This is a genomic window from Steroidobacter agaridevorans (assembly GCF_009932555.1).
In the GTDB taxonomy this organism is placed as follows: Bacteria; Pseudomonadota; Gammaproteobacteria; order Steroidobacterales; family Steroidobacteraceae; genus Steroidobacter; species Steroidobacter agaridevorans.
Genome location: NZ_BLJO01000001.1, coordinates 954,248 through 970,870, shown reverse-complemented (window position 1 = coordinate 970,870; position 16,623 = coordinate 954,248). Strand labels below are relative to the sequence as shown.

At 62.2% G+C, this 16,623-nt stretch carries 16 protein-coding genes; 11 read left to right on the top strand and 5 right to left on the bottom strand.

From position 1 onward, the window contains the following. Window positions 1–66 precede the first annotated feature (66 nt). From GYH35_RS04275 to GYH35_RS04255, 5 genes are all read left to right on the top strand, one after another. Window positions 67–684: an outer membrane beta-barrel protein gene (locus GYH35_RS04275; protein WP_161814461.1), complete on the top strand. Its 618-nt coding sequence runs from the start codon at window positions 67–69 to the stop codon at window positions 682–684. 322 nt (window positions 685–1,006) lie between these two features. Further along, window positions 1,007–2,116: a sensor histidine kinase gene (locus GYH35_RS04270; RefSeq protein WP_161814460.1), complete on the top strand. Its 1,110-nt coding sequence runs from the start codon at window positions 1,007–1,009 to the stop codon at window positions 2,114–2,116. A gap of 130 nt (window positions 2,117–2,246) precedes the next feature. Continuing rightward, a complete protein-coding gene (locus GYH35_RS04265) occupies window positions 2,247–3,197 on the top strand; it encodes a helix-turn-helix domain-containing protein (RefSeq protein ID WP_161814459.1) in 951 nt (316 codons plus the stop codon). Continuing rightward, entirely contained in the window at window positions 3,194–4,024 is an 831-nt protein-coding gene (locus tag GYH35_RS04260; RefSeq protein ID WP_161814458.1) for a hypothetical protein, read from the top strand. The genes GYH35_RS04265 and GYH35_RS04260 overlap by 4 nt, the downstream gene beginning before the upstream one ends. 55 nt (window positions 4,025–4,079) lie before the next feature. Beyond that, window positions 4,080–4,646 carry a DUF4136 domain-containing protein gene (locus tag GYH35_RS04255; protein ID WP_161814457.1) on the top strand — a complete coding sequence of 189 codons (567 nt, stop codon included), beginning with the start codon at window positions 4,080–4,082 and terminating at the stop codon, window positions 4,644–4,646. Here the strand turns inward: GYH35_RS04255 and GYH35_RS04250 are convergent. After that, window positions 4,637–4,990, bottom strand: a complete 354-nt coding sequence (locus tag GYH35_RS04250; protein ID WP_235936723.1) for a response regulator — start codon at window positions 4,988–4,990, stop codon at window positions 4,637–4,639. The two genes, GYH35_RS04255 and GYH35_RS04250, sit on opposite strands and share 10 nt — an antisense overlap. Before the next feature lie 164 nt (window positions 4,991–5,154). Further along, the gene (locus GYH35_RS04245) at window positions 5,155–5,811 is read right to left on the bottom strand and encodes a porin family protein (RefSeq protein ID WP_161814456.1); all 657 of its coding nucleotides are present in this window, start codon (window positions 5,809–5,811) and stop codon (window positions 5,155–5,157) included. A gap of 190 nt (window positions 5,812–6,001) precedes the next feature. Here GYH35_RS04245 and GYH35_RS04240 point away from each other — a divergent pair, with 190 nt between their 5' ends. Genes GYH35_RS04240 through GYH35_RS04230 form a run of 3 tightly spaced genes read left to right on the top strand, consistent with a single transcriptional unit; the run spans window position 6,002 to window position 10,154 of the window. After that, window positions 6,002–7,579 carry an MFS transporter gene (locus GYH35_RS04240; protein WP_161814455.1) on the top strand — a complete coding sequence of 526 codons (1,578 nt, stop codon included), beginning with the start codon at window positions 6,002–6,004 and terminating at the stop codon, window positions 7,577–7,579. Beyond that, the gene (locus tag GYH35_RS04235; RefSeq protein ID WP_161814454.1) at window positions 7,576–8,745 is read left to right on the top strand and encodes an HlyD family secretion protein; all 1,170 of its coding nucleotides are present in this window, start codon (window positions 7,576–7,578) and stop codon (window positions 8,743–8,745) included. The genes GYH35_RS04240 and GYH35_RS04235 overlap by 4 nt, the downstream gene beginning before the upstream one ends. Further along, window positions 8,742–10,154 (top strand): efflux transporter outer membrane subunit, encoded by a 1,413-nt coding sequence (locus GYH35_RS04230; RefSeq protein ID WP_161814453.1) that lies wholly within the window; start codon window positions 8,742–8,744, stop codon window positions 10,152–10,154. The genes GYH35_RS04235 and GYH35_RS04230 overlap by 4 nt, the downstream gene beginning before the upstream one ends. Here GYH35_RS04230 and GYH35_RS04225 read toward each other — a convergent pair whose 3' ends face one another. Continuing rightward, complete coding sequence (locus tag GYH35_RS04225; protein ID WP_161814452.1) at window positions 10,155–10,553, bottom strand: helix-turn-helix domain-containing protein; 399 nt, start codon at window positions 10,551–10,553, stop codon at window positions 10,155–10,157. Between the two features lie 149 nt (window positions 10,554–10,702). Between GYH35_RS04225 and GYH35_RS04220 the strand changes: the two genes are divergently transcribed. After that, complete coding sequence (locus GYH35_RS04220) at window positions 10,703–11,518, top strand: sterol desaturase family protein (protein WP_202624073.1); 816 nt, start codon at window positions 10,703–10,705, stop codon at window positions 11,516–11,518. On the opposite strand, the gene GYH35_RS04215 is transcribed toward GYH35_RS04220, so the two are convergent. Further along, window positions 11,515–11,940, bottom strand: a complete 426-nt coding sequence (locus tag GYH35_RS04215) for a cupin domain-containing protein (RefSeq protein ID WP_202624072.1) — start codon at window positions 11,938–11,940, stop codon at window positions 11,515–11,517. The genes GYH35_RS04220 and GYH35_RS04215 overlap by 4 nt on opposite strands. Before the next feature lie 52 nt (window positions 11,941–11,992). Further along, window positions 11,993–13,324, bottom strand: a complete 1,332-nt coding sequence (locus tag GYH35_RS04210) for an MFS transporter (protein WP_161814451.1) — start codon at window positions 13,322–13,324, stop codon at window positions 11,993–11,995. A 136-nt stretch (window positions 13,325–13,460) separates the two neighbouring features. Between GYH35_RS04210 and cyoA the strand changes: the two genes are divergently transcribed. Both cyoA and cyoB read left to right on the top strand, forming a co-directional pair. Next, window positions 13,461–14,609, top strand: a complete 1,149-nt coding sequence (gene cyoA / locus GYH35_RS04205; protein ID WP_161814450.1) for a ubiquinol oxidase subunit II — start codon at window positions 13,461–13,463, stop codon at window positions 14,607–14,609. Window positions 14,610–14,615: 6 nt separating this feature from the next. Further along, window positions 14,616–16,622 (top strand): cytochrome o ubiquinol oxidase subunit I, encoded by a 2,007-nt coding sequence (gene cyoB / locus GYH35_RS04200; RefSeq protein WP_161814833.1) that lies wholly within the window; start codon window positions 14,616–14,618, stop codon window positions 16,620–16,622. The last annotated feature ends 1 nt before the right edge of the window (window position 16,623 follow it).

Sequence of the window (16,623 nt, the reverse complement as noted above, 5' to 3'; positions counted from 1 at the left end):
ACTCGCGCACGAAGTGCCCGAACGCAACATCGTGCGCTACGCGCCAGAACAACTGAGGAGAACGTCATGCGTTCGTCGATTTCTCGATCCTTGCGACACGCCTGCATCGTGTTGACGGTTGCTTTCTTCTCCAGCCAGGCGATGGCGGATGACAACGACTCCGGCATCTACGTCGGCGCGGGTTACGGCGAGTTCGACACCAAGATCAAGAACGTCGAAGGCGTCACCGACGTCATTGGCAACATCGATACCGACGACGGCGCGTGGAAGGCGTTCGTCGGGTGGCGCTTCAACAAATTCATTTCGATCGAGGCCGACTACATCGATCTCGGCAATCCGCGCGGCAACTTCGATGCGTCGGGATCGGACGGCGACTACAACCTGGAGCTCTCGGGCTTCAGTGGATATGTCATCGGCACGTTGCCCATCACCATCTTCGAGCTCTCGGCGAAGATCGGCTACTACTTTCATGATGTCGAGCTCGATGTGAACCTGGACAACATCGGCGGCGGCAATGGCAATGTCCTCCACACCGACGACAATGGCGAGGCGCTGGTCTACGGCGTCGGCGCGGGCGTCACATTCATCGATCACATCAACCTGCTGGTCGAATACGAGCTCATGGATTTCGACGAGATCGACGACTCCAACGTGCTCTGGGTGTCGGCGGCGTGGCGCTTCTAACCTTCCTGACGTGTTTGTAACGTCCGTTATTACTTGAAATATTTACTATTTCAGAGTAAATCATGCGGCGGGGAATTATCGCGGCCGACTCGAGGGGCGGTGGAATGGTGCTCGGACGTTAGCTATGGCCATCGATCTCCAGGGATGGATGTTTTGGTTGCCGAGCTTTATATGTTTCGCGTGCAGCCTGATTCTGGGTCATCTGTACGTGAAGCATCGCGCGCGTTCGAAAGTTCTCGCCGAGCGATTGTGCAGAAGCCGATCGGCTCTGAAGCGAGTGCGGGCGCAGCTGCGTTCAAGGATAGAACGGCAGAAACTCACATTGCGCGCCAGCAACGATGTCATTTTCCATTGGAATGCGCATAGCGGCCTGCTGCGCTGGAGCGCCAACGGCGGACGTTTCTTTACCGCGCCGCCGCGGCCCTGCAATGCCTGGCGATTGTTACAAAGATGTGTGGACAAGCGCGACCGCGAGCGGGTCCGGCACGAGTTGCAACTCTTCATGGCCGGCGGCGCAGCGGTCTGGGAAAACGAATTCACCCTGAAAGGACGCGGCAAGGCGCGCGTCCCGGTGCGCGTTCGCGGCATCCTGGTGCGAGATGTTTCAGGGAAACCCCTAAAGATGGTCGGCGCGCTCAGCGACATGACCGACGCGCATGCCGCCAAGGAGGCAGCCCGAGCGCTGGCGCGGGCGGCCCGGCTGGCAACGATAGGAGAGATCACCGCCGGCATCACGCATGAAGTGAACCAGCCGCTCGGCGCGATTCTCAACAACGCCGAGACCGGACTGTTCCTGCTGCAAAGAAAACGGCCCTCGATCGGCATGCTCAGGACCATTCTGGAGGACATTCGTAACGACGACCTGCGCGCCAGCCAGGTGGTGCGTCGGACGCGGGCGCTGCTTCAAACCCGCGAGATGATTCGCGAGCAGGTCAGTTTGAACAAAGTACTCGCCGAAGCAGTAGACCTGCTGTGGATGCAAGCCAAGCGCCGGGGGATCGCTTTGACGCTCTCGCAGGGATCGATTCCATCGATCAGCGGCGATTCCGTGCACCTCCAGCAAGTGATCATCAATCTCATCGGCAATGCGCTGGATGCCACCGAGGTGGATATCACCGGCAGCAAGCGCGTCGAAGTGCTCAGCCAGTATGTGGATAGCAGCATTCGAGTGTCGGTGCGCGACACGGGCTGCGGGATTGCTCCGGAGCAGCTCGAGGACATCTTCGAATCGTTCCACAGCGGCAAGGTCGAAGGGCTCGGCCTCGGCTTGTCGATCGCACGCGCCATCGTCAAGGCCCACGGTGGCCACATCTACGCCGAGAACAATCTGCATGGCCCGGGAGCGACCGTGTCGTTCGAGCTGCCCGTGCCGGTAGATGCGTCAACGACGCCATTTCCCTCGACGCTGCTGGTGCGCCAGGCAGCCGACTAATTCCTCTCGTTCTCCGTGCACGTGCGTAGTAGGGGTATCGCCCTGCTCACGCCGTACTGGTTCTCGCGCGCCAAGCCTCCGCGCTACCTATGTGCTTCACAACACGGAATCGACAACTCAACGAGGGGCCATGGTTACTACCTCATCGCCGCTGGCGTTCGCTAACTTCGTGACGCGCATTCATGCGCATGGCCTGGACGAGGCAGCGGCCCAGCTCGCTCCGTTCCTGAGAGCGCGTTACGTGCAGCTGGAACGCGGAATGGCTTGTTCGCGAGGCTCGGCTGCGCGGCTGGATCAAATGAGCGTCGGCTATGTGGGCGCGGATCGTCACAAGGTCGAGTGGCTGGAGGTGCCTCGGGGGCGGATGCTCATCGTCGTTCCTACACGCGGGCGCGCGCGACTGGGCACCACGAATGTCGGGCGGGGACGGGCCATCGTTGCGCATGGGCCGACGGAGTTGACTCTCTGCACCGACCGGGACTATCGATCGACGTTTGTTTCGCTGCCGGATCGTGGGGTCGGTGAGTTCATCGCGCAGAGCTACGTCGTCACGGGCTCCGTTCGTGTCCGGGTGCTGCCTGCGGCAGAGGAGGCGATTGAGACATTCGATGCCTGCGCTCGGCAGCTGACCGAAACAGCGGGCGCCGCGAACGATGCGTTGCTCGAAGTCTGCGAGTCGTGGCTGCGCGAAGAGCCCGATGACGACGTGGCATTCGCGCCCTCGACGGCCAGGTGCCAGGCGGCGATCCGGGCGCGCCAATACATCGATGAGCATCTGGATCGCCCATTGACGCTCGCCACGGTCTGTCAGGCCAGCTACTCCAGTCCGAGAGCCCTGGAATATGGCTTCAGGGAGATCTTTGGCGTCTCGCCCATCGCATACCTTCGCTGCGCACGGCTGTCGCGCGTGAGGCGGGAGTTGCACTGTTCGGCTCCCACGAGCGGCCGGATCACTCAGCTCGCGATGAAGTGGGGCTTCTGGCACCTGAGTCAGTTCTCTAAGGACTACTACGACCTGTTTGGCGAGCTGCCATCGGTCACTCTGGGGCGGACACGCATGGCCGTGGCGGAGGAGCTGTGAGGCTGCTGTTTACCCTGCTGCTGGTCGTGGCGGCGGCAACGGGCTTCGCAGAAGGTCCGGAGCGCAGCGGCGGGGATCGGCTGGCCATCGACACCTCGGCGAGCAAAGCCGAACGGCGCTTCTTCGATATCGTGGCGATGCGCGCGACGGCCATCGACCAGGCGCTCGGGCCGATACTGCAAGGCGCGGGTGACAAAATTACGATCGAGCTCGTTTATTCGGGCGACCCTTCCTATCCGCGCAACGGCCCCGCTGTCTACGATCCGGCGCGCCGCACGTTAACGTTCCGCCGGAGCATGCTTGGCTTGGTGGGCCGCGGTGTGAAGTCCTGGGCCAAGGCGTACTGGCCCTATTATAAGAATGACGAGATTCGCGCGCTGCTGCCGGCCATCGAGCTCATCGACAATGCGCTGTGGATGACTCATCTGCAGGAGGCCGCGTATCGCAAGGGACTCTCGTGGCCGCACCAGGACTGTTCGTCGCTGGAAATCCAGAAACGTCTGGGCTGCGAGATGCTGGTGTACGGCGTGGAGGCATCGCGCCGCCAGGTGCAGCCGTTCTACAACACCAATCGAGTCGACATGATCTGGCCGGAAGACTTGCGGGAGTTACATGGCCGCGGTCAGGAGGACACGGATTATCGCGACGTCCAGCAACTCGGCGGATCGATGTTGATACGCCCGCTGATTGCGGAGTTCGGCGTGCCGCGCGTCCTGCAATACATAGCGCAGACGCCGTTTTCCATCCAGGACGACAACGTGCGCGCATCGGCGCTGCGTTATCAGGAGCAGGCGCGGCTGGCGCTGACAGCCAATGCGATAAATTGATAGCTCGCACGCCGATGCGAAACGATGATCCCGGAGACTCATGACGAGGTCATCCATGAACGCGGCAAACTCGATGGTGAGATGCGGGCTGACGGTGGCGGTGGCGTTGCTGGCCGCCTGTGCCAGCAAGCCGACGATCCGCACCAATGTCGATCCGGCAGCGGACTTCTCGAAGTATCAGACCTACGGCTTCTTCGACGAAGTGACCGGTCGGGCATCGGCGTACGACTCGTTCGCGACCCGCTACATCAAGACCGCGATCGACAACGAGATGCAGAAGCGCGGCTTTCAAAAGAGCAGCAATCCGCAGCTGCTGGTCAACACTCACGTGCAGACCAAGGACAAGGTGAAGGTCACCGAGTCTCCTTCGGGCTACTACGGTTATCGCTACGGAATGTATGGTTGGGGCGCAGGCGTCTCCACGTCCGTGGACAATTACACCGAGGGCACGCTCAACGTCGACGTCATCGACAGCTCGACAAGCCGCTTGCTATGGGAAGGTGTGGCAGTCGGGCGCATCCACGAGAAGTCGCGCGACGACCCGCAGGCGGCGATCGATGAAGTCGTCCGGCAGGTGTTCGAGAAGTTCCCGAAGCAGCCTGCCACAACACCTCAGGCATGAGGCAGGGCGGCGGCGACGGCGTCCAGGATCTGCGCCGTCGGGCACGGTTTCACCAGCACCGCGGCGAACAGCTGCAATTTCTCGTCCCAGTCCGGCGGCGTGGCGGTGAGCGCGATGATGGGAATGTGCGCGAGCGGCTGCTGCCCTTTGATCTGACGCGCGGCCTCGAGGCCACTGCCGTGGCGCAGGTGCAGGTCCATCAATATCACATCCGGGTTTAGCGCCGCGGTCTTCTGGACCGCTTCGGCCGCGCTCGCTGCTTCGATGGTCGTGTAACCGCGAGCGCCCAACAGGCGCAGCGTGCTGGCGCGCATGCTGCGATCGTCATCGACGACGAGTATCACTTGACTCAAGTAGCCACCCTGGCACGTTGTTGCTGTCCGTGACGAATCAACGGCGCGGACTTTACGTTCAGGATTGCCTGCGGACTGGGACGCCGTTCATCTTTCGACAACGCCGGCGCACCGGTTCGCAAGCTTGTGACACGGATCAATTTCGCCGAAATATCTCAGAACATAAAAGCCATGCCGAGCCGGAACTGGTCGAAGTCCGGCGTGCTGCTGGATTTCGAATAGTCGAGCCAGTGCTTCTCGTACAACAGCCGCAGCGAGTAGCTCTTGTTGATGTCCCAGCGCACCCCGGCGCCGAGCTGATAGGTGAAATCGTCGAACGATTTCGTGCTCTGGTAAGGCGTGCAGATGTAGCCCCACCAGGGATCCCACCAGCAGCCGACCTGCACCCGGCTGTTGGGAATATTGGTGTCGACGAAGGCCCAGCCCATGCCGACATTGAGGAACGGCGTCAACGGGCCCTTCAAGATGTTGTAGTTCAGGACCACCTTGGGGACGAACGTCTCGATGTCGCCGCTCACGTCGGCCGACACGCCGGGCACAGTCCCCGACTGGAAGGTCGCGTCATAGTTTATTTCGGACCAGTCGAGCGCGGCCTGCAGATCGAGGTGCTCGTTGAAACGGTAGGACCACCACAACGTGACGCCGACGTCGTCCGAAAAGTCGACCTTCGAGCCGCCGTCGAACGAGATCTTCTGGCTGAGCTGATACACCACGTCGAAGCCGAATTCCGAGCCGGGCGGGCGGGTCTCCTGCGCTTGCGCGGACCACGACAGGCAGGCAGCCAAAATGCCCGAGAAGATCAAAATGCGCATGGACAAGCCTCCTGATGACTTCCGGTCTATATGACGACCAGCCATCGGGGCTCGCCATCCGTAGCGCGGGCCGGATTCGTGCCACTTGCCGCTGACAGCAACGCGGTCGGCGCCAAGTGCGCACGGGCCGTCCAAGACCGCAACGGCCGCCTCGCATACCTTGCAACGGCGCGAGAGCGAGAGATTTCCTATGACGTCCTCCACGGCCAGCCCAGCGCGCGACGCCATGCGGGCGGTCGCCATCAGCACGTTCGGCACGATTGTGGCTGCGACCATGCCGCTTGCCGTGATCCTGTCGATCGGCGACGTGGCGGGCGGCCTGTCGGTCGGCGCCGATGAGGCGAGCTGGATCACGACCCTCTACAACGTCGGCGCGATTGTCGGCGTACCGATGACGGTGGGCTTCGTCGGCATGTTCGGACGCGGACGCGCCATGCGAATCGTCGGGCTCGGATTTGCGGTTGCGAGCTTCGCGGCGGGCATCGCTCATTCACTGGAATGGATGGTGATTGCGCGCTTCGTACAAGGCTTCTTCGGCGGCTCGTTGCCGCTGCTCATGATGCTGCTGGTGCTGACGAGCATGCGGCCCGGCCAGGGTCAGCTCGAAGGCATGACGGCGTTCGCAATCGTAACGACGCTGGGCGTTGGATTGTCCGCCGGCGCCGCATCGGGCCTGATCGCGCTTGGCGGTTGGCGAATGTTGTTTCTGTCACAGGCGGTCGTCGGCCTCGTCTATTGGTTCGCAGCTCGCTTCGTATTCCGCGAAGAACGCGGCAAGCGCGAGTTGGTGAAAGGCTTCGACTGGCAGGGATTTGTTCTATTGTCGCTCGGTGCGGGCCTGCTGCTGGTCGTCCTTGCCGAGGGAGAGCGGAGGTTCTGGCTCGAAAAATGGTGGATCGCCGCGTGTCTCGCGTGCGGGACTCTGTGCATGGTGTTTGCTCTACGACACCTCGTGTCAACGCCGCGGCCGGTGGTGCTGCTCGATGTGTTTCGCAAGCCGACGTTCTCGATCACCATCGGGCTGCAATTGTTGTTTCGCTTCGGCACGCTGCTGGCGGTCTTCATCACGCCTCAGTTCCTGAGCCGGCTGCAGGCGTTTCGCGTCGAGCAACTTGCAACGGCGATGCTCGTCATGGCGCTCGCAACGATCGGCGTGACGCCGCTGGCGTACGCCATAACGCGTGATCACGATCCGCGAATCGCGCTATCGGGCGGGCTGGCGTTGCTGGCGCTCGCCGCCGCGTTGTGCCTGCAGCTCGCGCCCGATTGGGCCATGAGCGAATTCGTCGTACCGCTGGCGTTGGCTGGCGCGGGGCAGGCGTTGTTCTCGACTGCCACGATGCGTTACGCAGTGCATGGAGCGACGCTTCAAGACGGGCCGTCGCGGGGCATCGTGTTCAACGTCGCGCGTACGTTCGCACTGGTCGGCGGGCTCGCGGTTGCATCGCATGTCGTCATCGAGCGAGAGAAGTTTCATTCGGCGCACCTGGTCGAATCGTTGACGACTTTCGAGCCGCTTACCGTCGAGCGCGCTCGAGTGCTGGCCGGAACGTTCGGGTCGATGCTGTCCGACGGCGCCAGCGCCCAGCGCGCCGCTTCGGCCGGGCTGGCTCAGCTGCAAACGAAACAAGCGTTCGCCCTCGCATTCGGCGATGCGTTCTTCATTACAGCGATCGTGATGTTGCTCGCTGCTGTGCTCGTCTGGGCGCTGCCTGCGTTGCCTCGTTCCACGGTCTCGCCACTTCCCCTGCAGGTGCCGTCGCGATGAGTGCCATTCCAGAAGGGCAAGTGTTGCCCGCGCCGCCGGCATCGTCCGGGCTCTCGCCGGCGATGCGGCGGCTGCTCATTGGCGCCGGCAGCGTGCTGGCGACAGCCGCCGTCGTGGCCTTGGCGTACGGAAGCTGGCATGGGGTAACGCCGTTCGAGACGACCAACAATGCTTACGTCAAGGGCGATCTCACTTTCGTCGCAACGAAGGTTGGCGGTTACGTCGTCGAGGTGAACTCCGAGAACAACCAGCGCGTCGCCGCTGGGCAAGTCCTGGCGCGCATCGATTCGCGAGACTATGAGTCGACGCTGCGTGATGCGTCGGCGCTCGTCGCTCAACAACGGGCGGCGTTGGTCCAGATCGATGCGCAGGAACAATTGCAGCATGCGCAGATTCGCATTGCCGATGCGGCCGTCGCCAGTGCGAATGCCCAGTTGCGTAAGGCCAGAGAGGAGTTCACACGCGCATCGGCGTTGGTGGACGAGGGCGGTGTGAGTCGTTCGATCCATGATCAAGCGACTGCGGAGAAAGTGCGCGCCGAGACGGCGGTCGAACAGGCGCAAGCGCAGGCGGTCTTTGTTCGCAAGCAGCTGGCCGTGATCGATGCGCAACGTCAAGCGATCAAGGCGGCGCTGCAGGGCGCGGAAGCAAGACAGCTGCGTGCTCGGAACGATCTGGAGGCGACGGCGATTACGTCGCCGCGCGAAGGAGTAGTCGCCGGGCGCAACATTCGGCTCGGCGAGTTCGTCAATGCCAGCACACGGCTGCTTGCCATCGCGCCCACCCAAGATCTTTGGATCGAAGCGAACCTGCGGGAGACGCAACTGTCGCGCATTCGGCCGGGCGATCGGGTTCGCGTGGAAGTCGACGCCATTCGCGATGTCGTTTACTGCGGCACCGTCGAGAGCATTGGCGGCGCGAGCGCCGCCGAATACGCATTGCTTCCGCCCGACAACGCGACCGGCAACTTCACGAAGATTGTCCGGCGGTTTCCGGTGCGCATCCTGCTGGACGAGGCACAGCCCGGTCTGGACCGACTCGCAGGCGGCATGTCCGTCCAGCCGATGATTGCAATCGACTCTCACACCGATGGTCGCGCACATCGCGGTCTGATCGGATGGTTGTTCGGTCCCTTCGGCTGCGAGTCGCCCGGAGCACGCTCGTGATCCGTGCTGTAGCAGCGGCTTGCACGCTTGCACTGGCAGCGTGCGCGATCGTGCCGGATGTCGGGCCGAAGCGAGCGCCCAAGTCGGTCGACGATTACGCGATTCAGAGAACGATCGCCGACTCCAATGGTGAATGGCCGAGCGACGCCTGGTGGCGAGCTTTCAACGATGCACAGCTCACGGCGCTGATCGATGAGGGCTTGCAAGCGGCGCCTTCGATTGCCTTGGCTAACGCGCGCCTGCTCAAGGCCGATGCTCTTTTGGAACAGACCCGGGCTGTGCGATTTCCCAATGTGAGCGCCGGTGTTGCGCTGGCCGAGTCGAGACCGAGTTACAACACCGGCTTGCCGACGCCGCCCGCGTTGCATGGCTGGAATGACACAGCCCGGCTGTCGCTCGACGCGGCCTACGAGATCGATTTTTGGGGTAAGAATCGTGCAGCGATTGCCGCGGCGGTCGGCGATGTGCAGGCGGCACGAGCCGAGTTGGGCGCGACGCGCTTGTTGTTGTCGGCGGCGATCGCAGCGGAGTACGCCGAGCTCAATGCCCTGCAGAAAGATCGGGCAGCGCTCGAACGAACACTGCAGGTACGCGAGCAAACGTTGGCGCTCGTGCAACGTCGGTTTCAGTTTGGCTACGACTCGGAGGCGGACCTGCGACAAGCTGAAGCCGGGCCGCCGACGTTGCGAGCGCAGTTGGTCGCGGCGGATGAAAGAATCTCGATTTCACGTCTGCGTTTGGCCGCATTGATCGGCAGTGGCCCGGATCGGGCGTTGCAGTTCGAGACCGCGACAGTCACGCGAATCCAAGGACTCGAGACGCCCGCAACGTTGCCGGCCGAGCTGCTCGAACATCGTCCTGACGTTGCAGCGGCGCGACGACGCGCAGAGTCCGCAGCGGATCGCATCGACGTGGCGCTCGCGCAATTCAAGCCAAGCGTGAATCTGCTTGCGTTGCTCGGGCGGCAGTCTCTCGGCATCGACGATGTGTTCGCCGACGGTTCGGGCTTTGGCTCGATCGGTGCTTTGATTTCGATGCCGGTATTCGATGGCGGACGGCGCGCCGGTAACTATCGAGCCGCACACGCTGACTACGACGCTGCGCTCGCAGTGTACGAGGCGACGCTCGTTCAAGCGTTGCAAGAGATTGCAGCGGCGATGCTCCAACACCAGGCAGTCGATGCGCGGCTGATCGAGGATCAGGCGGCGCTGGCTGCTAATACGCGTGCGTTGGAATTAGCTCGCGCCCGATTCACTGCGGGGGCGGCGGATCTGCAGTCAGTGTTGCTCGCCGAGGATCGTTTGCTCGCCAGCGAACGAGCGGTTGCGGCCGATGAGTCGCGTCGAATCTTTCTGCAAGTGGCTTTGATTCGCGCACTGGGCGGCGGGTGGACGCCGCCCGTTCCATGATCAGGTTGTGCCGACCTGCGCCGTGCGCCACGCCCTCGGCGTCACGCCGACGATGCGACGGAACAGGCGGGCGAGATGGGCTTGATCGACCAGGCCGCATTCGAGTGCGATCTGATTCAGCGGTGTGCGAGTCGAGCGCATCAGTTGCTGTGCGCGCTCGATGCGCCGACGGATGATGTATTCGTGCGGCGGATTGCCAGTGCTGTTGTGAAAAGCACGGCAGAAGTGAGATCGGCTCAGCCGAGCCACGTCGGCGAGCTCGCTGTTGCGGATCGGCCGGTCGAGATTGCTATCGATGTATTCCTTGACGCGCCGGGACTTCCATAACGGCAGCTCCGGACGGGGCGGGCTGCTCACGGACGGGACGATCTGGGCTGTGAAGGGCATCTGCTGGTTCATTCGCCGGCTCCATTACGGTTGCCGTCAGCATGACGCTTCGCGCCGCCGCCGTCGTGTTAAGGGATGTTCAATGGTGCAAGCTGGCGCAGGCACAGGCCGCGAGACGCGCGTCGCAAATCCCGGTCGCCGCCGATTGCTAATCAACACTAGTGTCGATTAAGATCCCCGCCATGGAAACGCTGGCGGCAGTGCGGAGCTTCGTCGTAGACAACCCGATCGGGCGCTTTCTGGCGTTGTTCGTGGTGGTGGGGTTTATTGCGACCGTGTTTCAGGGCTACCTGCGCGCCCGGAAAATCCAGCCGAACGGGTTCAGATGGCGGACGCTGCGTAACGAGTTCCTGTTCGCCGTGCTCAATCTGACCGTGACGGTGTTCGCGCTCGGGTTCTTGACCGGGGCGCTGACCAAACACGGCTTCATCGCATTCAGGACCGGGCCGGTGGAGTGGTGGGTGGTCGCGCTGGAGTACTTGTTCTACTTCTTCGCGTTCGACACTTATTTCTATTGGCTGCACCGCTGGATGCACAACGAGCCGGTCTACACCTGGGTGCACAAGATCCATCACCACTCGACGGCGCCGAACCTGCTCACGACGCTGTCGGTCGGGCCGCTCGAATCCATCATCAACGGCGGCTTCGTGCCGTTGTTCACAGCGGCGTTGACGGTGCACGAGACGACCATGGCGCTGATCACGCCCACCAGCATCATCATGGGACTGTACGTCCACTCGGGTTACGAGTTCCTGCCGCGCTGGTGGAACAAGTCGTGGCTCACCCGGTGGTTCATCACCGCGACATTCCACGATCAGCACCACAAGTACTTCCGCTGGAATTTCGGCGGCTACACCACGATCTGGGATTTCCTCTGCGGCACCGCGCGGCCGAAGTACCTGTCGGACTTCGATCAGATCAAAGCCCGCGCCAGCGGCACGCAGCCAGCGACGCCCGCGGCTGCATCGTCAGATTAGGGGCTGGGCTCGCCGGGCGGATTCTCCGCGAACCACTCGACGATCGACGGCATCTGCCGCTCGAAGCCACCGGGCACATTGATGCTCATGAAGCCGACGCGCGCCGGGCTGCGATTCTGGAAATCGTGGGCCGTGCCGCCCGGAATCAAGATGTATGAGCCGCGTTCGGCCGGCGACCAGGTCCCATCGAAGAACACGCTCAACTGACCTTCGATCACGTAGTAGACATGGTCCTCGGGATGAGCGTGCGCTCCCGGTCCAGTCGTGTGCGGCTCCAGCCACCACTCCGAGATCGAGTACTTCGTTTCGGTCTCGTCAGTATCGGCCTTGAAGATCGCGCGCATCTTTCCCATCGGATAAGCGCGCCCCTGACCTGGCGCCACGATCGCGGCAGTCCGGGAAGGTTTGTTGGCAGGATTCATGGAGCTCTCCCGACTCTGGGCGCGTCCGGCGCCCGGTTAGGACATCGATCTCCTAACGATCCTGCACCATCTGCCTGTTGATAAACAATGCCACCAGCGTGCCCACCGCGCCGGACAATAGATAAGCGCCCGAGAAGCCCAGGCCGAAGCTGCTCGACAGCTGCAACGCCACCCATGGGGCGAAGCCGGCGCCGAACAACCACGCCAGATCCGAGGTGATGGCGGAGCTGGTGTAGCGATAGTTCATCTGGAAGTTCGACGCCACTGCGCCCGATGCCTGGCCGAAGGCGAGGCCGAGCAGCAGGAAGCCGGAGATCATGAACACCAGCTCGCCGAGTTCGCCGGCGGCCAGCAACTGAGGCGCGAAGCCGCTGAACGCTGCGATCGCGGCGGCGGTGCCAGCAAGCAGGGTGCGACGACCGACACGATCGGCCAGCCAGCCGGACGCAACGATGGCCGCGACACCGAACGCGCCGCCGATGGCTTCGATCAACAGGAAGCGTGCCGGGCCTTCCTGCGTGTACAGGAACACCCACGACAGCGGGAACACGGTCACCATGTGAAACAAGGCGAAGCTGGCGAGCGGTGCGAACGCGCCGATGACGATGTTTCGTCGTTCCTGGCGCCATGTTTCCAGGATGGGCTGCGGTTGCAGCTCCCGCGTCTCGAACAGCTGGGTATATTCCGGCGTGACGACGATACGAAGGCGCGCGAACAGCGCCACGACGTTGATGGCGAAGGCTACGAAGAACGGATAACGCCAGCCCCAGCCGAGGAAGTCTTCGGCGGACAGATGCGCGATGATGTAGGCGAACAGCGCGGCTGCGACCATCAAGCCGAGCGGTGCGCCGAGTTGCGGAATCATCGCGTAGTAGCCGCGACGTTTCTGTGGCGCGTTCAATGCGAGTAGCGACGCGAGGCCGTCCCATGAGCCGCCCAGCGCCAGACCCTGGCCAATGCGCAGCGCGCCTAGAAAATATGCGGAAGCGACGCCGATGGATTCATAACTTGGGATGAACGCGATGGCCACCGTCGACGTGCCGAGCAGGAACAGCGCGATGGTGAGTTTCATGCCGCGCCCGTAGGTGCGGTCGATGGCGGTAAATATTACTGTGCCGAAAGGACGCGCGACGAACGCCAGAGCGAAGATCGCAAACGAGTACAAAGTACCCGTCAACGCATCCACGTAGGGAAAGATCAGCTTCGGAAACACCACCACCGAGGCGATGGCGTACACGAAGAAGTCGAAGAACTCCGAAGTACGGCCAATGATGACACCGATGGCGATGTCGCCCGGCCGCACTTCGCCGGCATGCGCTTCATTGGTCCGCCGGGCATCGCGTTCCAGCGACGAGGTGGGCGCACCGGACTGCGCGGCGGTCATAACTTACTCCTACGGATCATGACGCCATTTATAGCTTCGGAAGAGCACAGGGACCATTGGGCAAAACGCCCAATGTCGCGCGGCACCAGGAATGCCTATCCTGTGCGCATCTATGCTGGGTTCTAGGCATGACTCGATGAAACTCCGCCTGCGCTCTCTCGCAGTGTTGCCGTTGTGTGCGGCTTTGTCCGCTTGTGACATGGTCGTGCTCAATCCGGCGGGCGACGTGGCCGCTCAACAGCGCGATCTGCTGGTCACATCGACGTGGCTGATGCTGCTCATCATCGTTCCTGTGATGGCGCTCACGGTTATTTTTGCCTGGCGTTATCGGCACAACAACCGTGAGGCGCGTTACGAGCCCGATTGGCATCACTCCATGCGCCTGGAGCTGGTCATCTGGTCCATGCCGCTGCTCATCATCATTTGTCTGGGCGCGTTGACCTGGCTCGGCTCGCACCTGCTCGATCCCTACCGTCCGCTGGACCGCATCGCGCCCGGGAAAGAAATACCCGAGGACACGCGCACTTTGCAGATCGAAGTCGTGGCGCTCGACTGGAAGTGGCTGTTCATCTACCCACAGTACGGTGTCGCCACCGTCAACGAGATGACGGTGCCCGTGAATCAACCACTGTCGTTACGAATTACCGCGTCGTCGGTAATGAATACGTTCTATGCGCCGCATCTGGCGGGAATGATTTACGCGATGCCGAGCATGGAGACGCGATTGCACGGTGTCTTGAACTCGCCCGGCGAGTCGGAAGGATTTTCGGCGAACTACAGCGGCGCTGGATTTTCCGGCATGAAATTCAAGATGCGCAGTGTGAGCGACAACGAGTTTCAACGCTGGGTCGGCATGACGCGTGCCGCCCAACAATCGCTGACGCGCGATGCCTATCTGCAATTGGCGAAGCCGTCGGAGCGAGAGCCGGTGCGATATTTTTCCGCCGTGGACAGACAACTCTTCGACGCGATCGTCGGGATGTGCGTCGAACCCGGCAAGATGTGTACGCATGACATGATGGCGATCGACGAGCGGGGCGGGCTCGGCATGGCCGGCATCTACAACGTCGCCCGGCGTTCGGGAGATCAGCCGCGCGCGGTGTTCGGCGCCGATCATTCTCACGTCATCGGGATCTGCGCGGCGCCCGTTGTACGTACTTTTGAGGACGACTTGCTCCCGCAAGTCGATCGCTCGCCGCTGCGAGGCGCGGGATTGCCTCGCCCGGCGCCCAGCCGGTCCGGTTCATTGCTCGCGGACGCCGTTGATTCCTCGAGCGCGCGGTAATCGATGATGCAAGCAGAATTGCCAGTGTTGGATCCGATCTTTGGGCGCTTGAGTCTTGCGGCTCTGCCGCTGCACGAGCCCATTCTGGTCGCGACTTTCGTCGCCGTCGCAATCGGCGGCATCGCGTTGCTCGCCGGCGTGACGCGCTATCAGCTGTGGGGCTATCTGTGGCGCGAGTGGATCACGACCATCGATCACAAGCGCATCGGCATCATGTACATGATCCTCGGCATCATCATGCTGCTGCGTGGCTTCGCCGACGCCGTCATGATGAGACTGCAGCAGATGATGGCGTTCGGCGGCTCCGAGGGTTACCTCAACGCGCATCACTACGATCAGATCTTCACCGCGCACGGCGTGATCATGATTTTCTTCGTGGCCATGCCGCTGGTCACCGGCTTGATGAACTACATCGTGCCGCTGCAGATCGGCGCACGCGACGTGGCGTTCCCGTTCCTCAACAACTTCAGTTTCTGGATGACCACGGCGGGCGCGATTCTGGTCATGTTCTCGCTGTTCGTCGGTGAGTTCGCGCGCACCGGCTGGCTCGCCTATCCGCCGCTCTCGGGCATTCAATACAGTCCGGACGTGGGCGTCGACTACTACATATGGGCGCTACAGATAGCCGGCGTAGGAACCTTGCTATCCGGCGTCAACTTGCTGGCGACCATCATCAAGATGCGCGCGCCCGGCATGACCCTGATGAAGATGCCCGTGTTCACGTGGACGTCGTTGTGCACGAACGTGCTGATCGTCGCCGCATTCCCGGTGCTGACCGCGGTGCTGGTGCTGCTGTCGCTGGATCGTTACGTGGGAACGAACTTCTTCACCAACGATTTCGGCGGCAATCCGATGATGTACGTCAACCTCATCTGGATCTGGGGTCATCCCGAGGTGTACATCCTGATCCTGCCGTTGTTCGGCGTGTACTCGGAAGTCACCTCGACGTTCTGCGGCAAGAAGCTGTTCGGCTACAGCTCGATGGTGTACGCGACGGTCGTCATCACCATCCTGTCGTACATCGTCTGGCTGCATCACTTCTTCACGATGGGCTCGGGCGCGAGCGTCAACTCGTTCTTCGGCATCACGACCATGATCATCTCGATCCCGACGGGCGCGAAGATCTTCAACTGGTTGTTCACCATGTACCGCGGCCGCATCCGTTTCGAGCTGCCGATGATGTGGACCGTCGCCTTCATGCTCACGTTCGTGATCGGCGGCATGACGGGCGTGCTGCTGGCGGTGCCGCCGGCCGACTTCGTGCTCCACAACAGCCTGTTCCTGATCGCGCACTTCCACAACGTGATCATCGGCGGCGTGCTGTTCGGCTTGTTCGCCGGCATCAACTACTGGTTCCCGAAGGCGTTCGGTTTCAAGCTGGATCGGTTCTGGGGCCTGGTGTCGTTCTGGTTCTGGGTGATCGGCTTCTGGGTGGCGTTCACGCCGTTGTACGTGCTCGGTCTCATGGGCGTGACGCGCCGGCTGCGTTACTTCGAGGATCCGTCATTGCAGATCTGGTTCCAGATCGCCGCGGTGGGCGCGGGCCTGATCGCGATCGGCATCGGCGCGATGCTGATCCAGTTCTACGTGAGCATTCGCAAGCGCAACGAGCTGCGCGACACGACCGGCGATCCGTGGGACGGCCGCACGCTGGAGTGGTCCACCTCGTCGCCGCCGCCGGCCTATAACTTCGCGTTCACGCCCATCATCCATGACGGCGACGCGTGGTGGGACATGAAACAGCGTGGCTATCAGCGGCCGTTGTCTGGCTTCCGGGCGATTCTCATGCCGGCGAATACGGGCGCGGGCTTCGTGCTGGCGGCGCTGAGCACGGCGTTCGGCTTCGCCATGGTCTGGTACATGTGGTGGCTGGCGATCGCGAGCTTCATCGGCATCGTCGGTTTCACGATCTATCACACGTTCAACTACAAGCGGGAATTCCACTTGCCATTGGAATATGTAGTGCACGCCGAGGAAGAGCGCTCACGGCAGCTGGCGACGGTGCGGAGCTGAT